At 56.6% G+C, this 8,214-nt stretch carries 3 protein-coding genes and 1 tRNA gene; all 4 read left to right on the forward strand.

All coding sequences use genetic code 11. The annotated features are described in order from the left end of the window. The first annotated feature begins 238 nt into the window (after positions 1–238). The 4 genes from CYD26_RS24265 to CYD26_RS24280 all read left to right on the forward strand — a co-directional run bounded on the left by CYD26_RS24265 (position 239) and on the right by CYD26_RS24280 (position 7,923). Positions 239–454 carry a hypothetical protein gene (locus tag CYD26_RS24265; protein ID WP_102053869.1) on the forward strand — a complete coding sequence of 72 codons (216 nt, stop codon included), beginning with the start codon at positions 239–241 and terminating at the stop codon, positions 452–454. Between the two features lie 341 nt (positions 455–795). Beyond that, positions 796–7,422 carry a DUF3320 domain-containing protein gene (locus tag CYD26_RS24270; RefSeq protein ID WP_102053870.1) on the forward strand — a complete coding sequence of 2,209 codons (6,627 nt, stop codon included), beginning with the start codon at positions 796–798 and terminating at the stop codon, positions 7,420–7,422. A gap of 112 nt (positions 7,423–7,534) precedes the next feature. Next, positions 7,535–7,882, forward strand: coding sequence for a hypothetical protein (locus tag CYD26_RS24275; protein WP_178081736.1), 348 nt, complete (start codon positions 7,535–7,537; stop codon positions 7,880–7,882). Further along, a tRNA-Phe gene (locus CYD26_RS24280) sits at positions 7,854–7,923 on the forward strand. The genes CYD26_RS24275 and CYD26_RS24280 overlap by 29 nt, the downstream gene beginning before the upstream one ends. Positions 7,924–8,214: the final 291 nt, after the last annotated feature.

An 8,214-nucleotide genomic window follows, 5' to 3' on the forward strand; every position in this document is an offset into this window, starting at 1 on the left:
TGCAGTTATCGCCAGTAGAGTATGAGAAACGCTATTTCCTGAGCTTGGAGAGTGTCTAGGGAACCAGGGGCGATTCACTAGGCCAGAGAGCCCAAAGCTCGGTGGGCTGAAATGGCAGCTTTCCTCTGCGATTTTGTTTAAAACGGAGTATGGGAGTGGTTACGCTTAGGGACTTTGTCTTCAACTACTTTGCGCAGAACTTACCAGACCGCTTCCTCTGCTTTGAAAAGGAGTTTTTATGAGTACTGAAAATATTGAGATGTTTCTAGAGCGGCTTGTTGCTATCAGCGAAGAGGTCTCGCAGAAGTTGGATGATATAAAATATGATTTATCAGAAATCAAAAATGAGCTGAACTGGGTTGGTGAGCATTCCTATGCAAAAGTTGTATATGATGGCTTGAACAGTATTGAGATGAGGTTGATAGGTATTGAGTCCAATACATCTAGCTTGTAGTTTGTTGAGATGTTTCGGGTGGCCTGGCTTTTCCTGAGCTAGTTATTGATTGTTTGAGATGGTCTTGGTGTTGCTTTTGGCAGTTTTGTGCCACTTTTGAGAAACCGTTGATCCTAATTTTTTACCCCCGGTATAGCTGATAGGTCTGTGGCAAGTCGTGGTGCATCTGCACCTTGCTGCAGATCGCTGCTTAGCTGAACAGATTAAGCATCAGCGAACGACCAAAGGATCATTACGCCTGAAGCAGGAAGCGCTATCATCCCGCCATCAGCTCAAGAGGAGCCCCCCTTGGCCGGTCAACCCCGGCACTCCCTTGGGCATCACAACAAGGAAGGTTGCGCATGGACGACATCGTTCAGCCCCTCGCTGCTCAAGAAGAAATCCCGCCTAAAGAAGTCAAGATCCTGGCCACCTTGGTGGCGAAGCTGAACCTTGCGGACTTCCAAAACGCCATTCCTGTAATTCGAGAGCTTCGTATCTCAAACGAGACCGAAGATCGCTTCGTCAATGCAACACTGACCTTGACCTCCGAACCAGAGGTTTTCAAACCCAAGGTATGGCGGATTGATGAAGTCGCTGCGGACAGCTTCCGGATCATTCCTGGACTCGATTTGGTTTTGGATGGCCCGCTGCTGAGTCGCCTGACTGAGGCAGAGCTGTCGACGTTTACGTTTGTCCTCGAGGCTGATGACAAAGAAGCCGGGGGCGGCAGAAAGGAGGTCGCCCGTCTTGAGCAAGTCGTAGACCTTCTGCCGCGAAATCAGTGGGGTGGTCTGCGCCATATCCCCGATATGACCGTTGCGTTCGTCCAGCCAAACGATCCGGCTGTAGATCGCTTGTTGAAGCAGACGGCCGAGCTGCTTCGACTCAGTGAGTTGCCGTCATCGCTTGATGGGTATGAGGGCGGGGCCAAGCGTGCCTGGCAGCTGGCTTCTGCGGTCTGGGGCGCAGTGGCGCGCATGAAGCTTGATTATGCGCTACCGCCGGCAAGCTTTGAGCAGTCAGGGCAAAAGGTACGAAGTCCTAGCCAGATTGCAGATACCGGCTTGGCCACCTGCATGGATCTCACCCTGTTGTTCTGCGCAGCTCTCGAGCAGATCGGACTCAACCCGGTCATCGTGTTCACCCGGGGGCACGCCTTCGCGGGCCTGTGGATGAAGCCAGAAGAGTTCACCACTGCTCTGGTCGATGATGTGACGGCAGTGCGCAAACGGGTGAAGCTGCGTGAGCTGGTGCTGTTTGAAACCACGCTCATCACCCAGAACCTCGTCCCATCCTTCTCTTACGCTGTTGAGAGAGGGGAGAAACAGGTTGCTGAAGACGCGGACAGCGCCTTTGAATTGCTCCTGGACATTCGCCGAGCTCGACTGCAACGAATCAAACCGCTGGCAAGCTCCGAGGCCCAGATCGCCCGAGTTGCCTCAGAGGTGACAGACGAAGCCCCACCGCTTCTGGTGGAGGAAGGTGCGGGCATTCCAGATGAAGTGCATGAGGTGGTCGTCGAAGATCTTTCCAAGCTCGACCCTGCTGATCGTCTAGGCCGTTGGCAGCGCAAACTGCTGGATCTTTCTCTTCGAAACAATCTGCTCAATTTCAAGATGGGCAAGCGGGCGTTGAAGCTTGAGTCGCCCGACCCGGGCGCGCTCGAGGATATTCTGGCAAGCGGGCAGACGCTGAAGCTGCTGACACGGCCTGATCTTATGGATGGAGCCGATCCGCGGGAACGCGCACTCTACGAACAGCGCGAGCGAGAGGATGTTCGCCGCCGCCATGCCGAGGATGCGCTCAAGCGGAGAGAGGTGTTCGTTGCGCTGACGCCCAATGAGATGGATGTGCGACTCACCGAGCTCTACCGGGGGGCTCGTACCGCCTTGCAGGAAGGCGGCTCCAACACTCTCTTCCTGGCCATTGGTTTCTTGAGCTGGACGCGTGAGGACAGGGCGGGGCAGAAATACAAGGCGCCTCTGGTTCTGGTTCCGGTCACGCTGGAGCGCAAGAGCGCTCGATCCGGATTCACCATGGTGCTCCACGACGATGAGCCACGCTTCAACCCGACGCTGATTGAGATGCTTCGGCAGGATTTCGAGCTTGGCTTGGGCTCGCTGGAGCACGAGCTGCCTCGGGACGATTCAGGTCTGGATATCGTCGGCATCTGGAACAAAGTTGGTCATGCCATCAAGGACATTCCAGGCTGGGAGCTGAGCGAAGATGTCGTGCTGTCGATGTTCTCGTTTGCCAAGTACCTCATGTGGAAGGATCTGGCCGAGAACGCCGAGCACCTACGGCAAAGCCCAGTGGTTCAGCACCTCTTGGATACCCCACGAGACTCGTTCATCTCGGAAACGCCGTTCCCAGAGGCCCACTCGCTGGATCGTGATTACGGCCCGACCGACGTCTTCTGCCCGCTGCCCTCTGACTCGTCCCAGCTGGCGGCAGTGATGGCGGCAGCCAAGGGCAAAGACTTCGTACTCATCGGCCCACCTGGTACCGGTAAGAGTCAGACGATTTCCAACATGATCGCCCAGTCGATTGCCCAGGGCCGTCGCGTGTTGTTTGTCTCGGAGAAGATCGCGGCGCTGGATGTCGTGTACCGTCGACTACGTGAGATTGGCCTGGGTGAGTTCTGTCTTGAACTTCACTCAAGCAAGGCTCGAAAGACCGACGTCCTCGCCCAACTGCAATCTGCCTGGGAAGCCAAGGGGCAAGTTGATTCCGCGGCATGGGAGGTTGAGGCGAAGCGCCTTGCTACGCTGCGCGATAGCCTGAACATCTACGTCGAGCGCCTGCACCGACGCCATCGGAACGGTTACACCATCTACGATGCGATCGGCACGGTGACATCCGGTGGCGACGAAGCTGTCGCTCCGTTGTCCTGGGCATCGCCTGACACGCACGACCAGAAAGCCATGCTGGAGCTTCGTGAGTTGGGCGATCGCCTCGAAGTGAACGCGCAGGCGGTTGGGTACAGCCAGCTTGCTGGCAATGCGTTGTCCGCGGTTGGCCAGGCAGAATGGTCACCCCATTGGCAACAACAGTTCGTGCAGGCGGCTCGAGATATGCTGCCCGCCGTGCTGGATGTGCATCGGGCGGCTGATCGATTTGTAGAGTTGGCCGGGCTTCCAGTTACGGAATACACCCCGACTGCACTGGAGGGGCTCTCAGTCCTTTCCCGGGTACTCCCCGCGGCTGCAGGACAAGATTGGCGATTCGCGCTGCGGCCTGATGCCCGTTCGATTTCCCAGCGGTTGAGCGATGGGTGTGCGTGGGTAGAACAGCACCGAGAGCTCAACGCTAAGCTTTCGCCGCTCTGGCCTTCGCGAGTTGTGGCAGATGCGAAACAGGGTATCGAATTGCTGCAGCAACGTCGTACCACGTTCGGTGAGCTCAGCCCGGCCTGGCCGCAAAGTGTCACCGATGTGCTTGCTCAAGCAGTCGCACTGCTTGGCCAAATAGCGGAGCACAAGCAGCAGCTCAGTGCGACATATGGCGATACGATTGAGTCGCTCGACATCGATCTGTTGCTGCGTGAGTGGAAGGAAGCTGAGGAGTCGTTCTGGCCAAAATCCTGGTTCGGAAAGCGTCGTATCGCGGGTTTGCTAGCCCCGTTTCAAACGACCTCGGGTGAAGCCGATCACGGTAAAGATCTGGCCACTTGGGCAGAGATCCGCGCAGTGCGCCGCGCTATTGATGAGCTCGAACCTGGGCACGAGTGCGTTGCCGTCTGGCAAGGTTCAAAATCTGAAGCTGAGCAGCTCTCGACGGCTATCAAGCTTCAAGAGGCCATTCGGCTCCAGCGAGCTGAGTCGGATTGGATCGATGATGGATTCCAGTTGGTCGAGCAGGGCCAGCTGGGAGAAGCGTTGAAGGAAGAGCTCCGACGGCTTCGCACGCTGACTCGTTTGGATGCTGATATGGCTGCGTTGTCCGAACTTGGCTCGAGCACCCAACAGCTATGGAGCGGTCAGGGCACTAACATCGATCACCTCACCGCAGCACTGCGTTTTCAGACTGAGCGTCGGGATATCGAAGAGCGCGGTCGCCTCGTTGATGATCACCCCGAAGTGGAGGAGGGCCGCTGTGGGTCGTTGTTGAAGGGTGACTTCGATCTGCTGAAGCAGCGGGCAGCTGTTGAGCGCGATCTGTCCGACCTGGCTGACCTGCGAGAGCTGGTGCCTGTCTGGAGCGACCTGAAGACCAAGCTGGAGATAGCTCGTCAGGCGCTAGCATTCCAAGGCCAGATCGCAACTGCTATTGCGAAGCTTGCGCTAAACCCGGAACAGATTGCAGCTTACAAGGCACCTCTGCAAACACTGTTGGGCGATGGCAACGCGCTGCTGGAGCCGGAAGGTGCGATAGCACTTGCTGGTGTTGCCCTGAGTGAAAAGCTTGGGCTGCTACAGGAGCGTTCGTCGCATCTGACTTCGATCGGCCACTTCACCGAAGCAGGTGTTGATGAGACCGCTCACCTGTCGTTGAATGACCTCAAGAAAAATTGCGAAACCGTGGTTTCTTCCGAGGCACGACTCAAGGCATGGTGTGCTTGGAGGAAGGTGCGCGATGAGGCCTTTGCCGTTGGCCTCGCCCCGATTGTCCAGGCCATGGAAAGCGGAGCGATCACCTCCGGAAAAGTCCGTCGCGTCCTTGAGGTGAACTACGCTCGCTGGTGGCTGAATACCACCGTAGACAATGAGGAGGTCATTCGGACATTTGTCAGCGTCGAGCACGAACAGCGCATTCGCGACTTCCGCGCACTGGATGACAAGTTTACCGAGCTGACGAAGGACTGGCTCCGTGCTCGGCTGTGTGCCGATCTGCCAAGTCAGGACAGCGTGAGTCGCTCTTCTGAGTGGGGCCTGCTGCGCCATGAAATGGGCAAGAAGACCAAGCACATTCCATTGCGTGAGTTGATGACTCGAGCACCAGAAGCGCTGACGAAGCTGACGCCTTGCTTGCTTATGAGCCCGCTCTCGATTGCCCAATACCTGCCGCCAGCATCAACCCCGTTCGACCTCGTCATCTTCGATGAGGCCTCTCAGATTCCGGTCTGGGATGCAATTGGTGCGATGGCGCGAGGGAAGCAGGTTGTGATGGTGGGCGACCCGAAACAGCTCCCGCCGACCTCCTTCTTCGATCGTGCCGAGTCCACGGCTGATGATGAGGATGTCGAAGCCGATCTCGAGAGCATCCTGGATGAATGCATCAGCGCGAACCTGCCGATGCGCAACCTGAACTGGCACTATCGCAGCCGCCACGAGAGCCTGATCGCCTTCTCGAACCAGCGTTACTACGGCTCGAAGCTGGTGACCTTCCCATCGCCGTTCACGGCTGACAGGGCAGTGCGGTTGTGCCCAGTGGCAGGTGTCTACGACAAGGGCGGCTCACGTACCAACCTGATCGAAGCGAGAGCACTGGTCGCTGATCTGGTGGCCCGCCTTCAGTCTCCAGCGTTCCGTGAAAGCCGTCGTACCGTGGGTGTCGTCACCTTCAACGGTGAGCAGCAGAAACTGATCATGGACATGCTGGATGAGGCATGCCGAAAAGACCCGTCGCTTGACTCCTACTTCGCTGAATCTGAGCTTGAGCCTGTTTTCGTCAAGAACCTGGAAAGCGTCCAGGGCGACGAGCGCGACATCATCTACTTCTCGACCACCTATGGGAAAGACGCTGCCGGCATGATGTCGATGAACTTTGGCCCGATGAACCGTCCGGGTGGCGAGCGCCGACTCAACGTTGCCATCACGCGTGCTCGCCAGGAATTGGTGCTGTTCTCGACCCTGCGTCCAGAGCACATTGATCTCGCCCGTACGCAAGCTGTCGGGGTGCGTGACCTGAAGCACTTCCTCGAGTTTGCCGAGCGTGGGCCACGAGCCTTGGCGGAAGCTAACTTCGGAAGCGTGGGTGGATTCGATAGCCCGTTCGAAGAGGCGGTCGCCGCTGCCTTGGCCAAGAAGGGCTGGCAGATTCACACGCAGATTGGTGTCTCTTCCTTCCGAGTAGACTTGGGTGTTGTGCACCCTGATGCTCCAGGACGATTCCTTGCCGGCGTGGAATGCGACGGCGCTACTTACCACCGCAGTGCGACTGCGCGAGATCGCGATAAGCTTCGAGAGTTTGTGCTGCGAGGGCTTGGATGGGAGATCGTTCGAATCTGGTCGACTGACTGGTGGGTCGATGCCATAGGGACTGCGGAGAAAGTTCACCAACAATTGACGGAGTTGCTCGCTAACTCGAGAGCCAAGCAAGCTGTTATCGATGCTGCGCAAGAGGCAGAGCGTTTGAAAGTCGATGCCGCTATGGCTGAAGTAATCGAGGTGGTGGATCAGGTTGCTGTTGTCGCTTCGACCCATGCTGCGGAAGCCAATGATCCGACTGGCGCGTTGCCTGAACTGAAGTACGCCAGAGCAGCCACTGCTCAAGCAGTTGAGGAGGTGGTCACTCCTTATTTGCCGGTGGAGCATTTGGTTTACAAAGAAGCAGACCCTACCGAGGCTGTAGAAACGGTTGACCCAGACCGATTCTTTGAAGCGAGCTACACAGCCACTTTGGAGCAGATGATTGCCCATGTGGTTGCAGAAGAGGGGCCTGTGCTCAATACGGCGCTTGCACGGCGTATCGCGCGCGCTCATGGCTGGGTCAGAACGGGCTCACGCATTCGCGATCGCGTCGATCAAATAGCGCGGGCACGATTCCGATCCCATGAAGAAGAGCAGGCCGGAACCTTCTTCTGGCCAGCTCATCTCGACTCGGATGCGAATGTTGTCTTCCGTAGGCCTGGTGATGATGATGCAACTCGCCCACTCGCCGAAATCTGCTTACCCGAACTGGGTGCCTTGGTAGACGAAATGACCAAACACGGTCACGTTGGAGAGGGGTTGGTTTACGCGGTGGCCAAGGAGGCTGGTGTCAGTAAGCTTGCCCACGCGGGGCGTCAGCGTATCGAAAAAGCCATCAGGCGGGTTGCTGAGTGATACTCGAGGGGCGCTTTACCAGCGCCCTTTTTTCATACTGGAGAGCTCTGCTTTCGTTGCCTATATGGTTGCGCATCGCTCAGATTAATCCCCACCAACCTAAGGATTCAGAATGACCAAACCTCATGGTGTGAACGGTGAGGCGTTCATCAAAGGTGAGATGGTTCTGCATTTTAGCCGGATTACATTGACCCAATGGTGCACTGAGAAGCCGACTGTATTTACCGGCCCGGGGCACGTGCAGCTTGAGAAGAGGAAACTGCGGTATGTGATTTATCACTCGTGCGTGGCTGACGAAGCTAATCGGCACATGGCCATCAGCTTTGGTGGGCGAGCAGGCGAGCTTGTAAAGGAGAATTCGCTCTTCGATTTTGAAGGCATAGATTTTTCGGGCACGCTTTGGACGGCAGAGGCCGTGAATACGACTGGCGGTAGCTCAGTCGGTAGAGCAGGGGATTGAAAACCCCCGTGTCGGCGGTTCGATTCCGTCTCTGGGCACCAAATACCGAAGCCCCTGATTCCGCAAGGTCTCAGGGTTTTTTCTTTTTTAGCGACCGCAGCTATTTAAGAACACTCGGTCTATCCAACCTCTTTAAGAGCGCAGGAATCCACCACTACTGAAAAGTGGCTGCTGGAGCGTCTTCTCCAGCACGAATATGGAGATTGCCATACGCTCTTTGAAGCATCAGATGAACGCGGCCAAGCTGGCCATGCATCGTATCCGTCCGGCCAACTCACCTTCCGAACTCCAGCATTAAGGACGATGGTGTCCGCGTATTTTTAAGCGGACGC

Source organism: Pseudomonas sp. FFUP_PS_473, from assembly GCF_002858665.1.
GTDB classification, from domain to species: domain Bacteria; phylum Pseudomonadota; class Gammaproteobacteria; order Pseudomonadales; family Pseudomonadaceae; genus Aquipseudomonas; species Aquipseudomonas defluvii.

Bases quoted from the DNA above. Each gene is read 5' to 3' on its own strand.
- CYD26_RS24265 (WP_102053869.1), top strand. From the start codon at position 239: ATGAGTACTGAAAATATTGAGATGTTTCTAGAGCGGCTTGTTGCTATC.
- CYD26_RS24270 (WP_102053870.1), top strand. From the start codon at position 796: ATGGACGACATCGTTCAGCCCCTCGCTGCTCAAGAAGAAATCCCGCCT.
- CYD26_RS24275 (WP_178081736.1), top strand. From the start codon at position 7,535: ATGACCAAACCTCATGGTGTGAACGGTGAGGCGTTCATCAAAGGTGAG.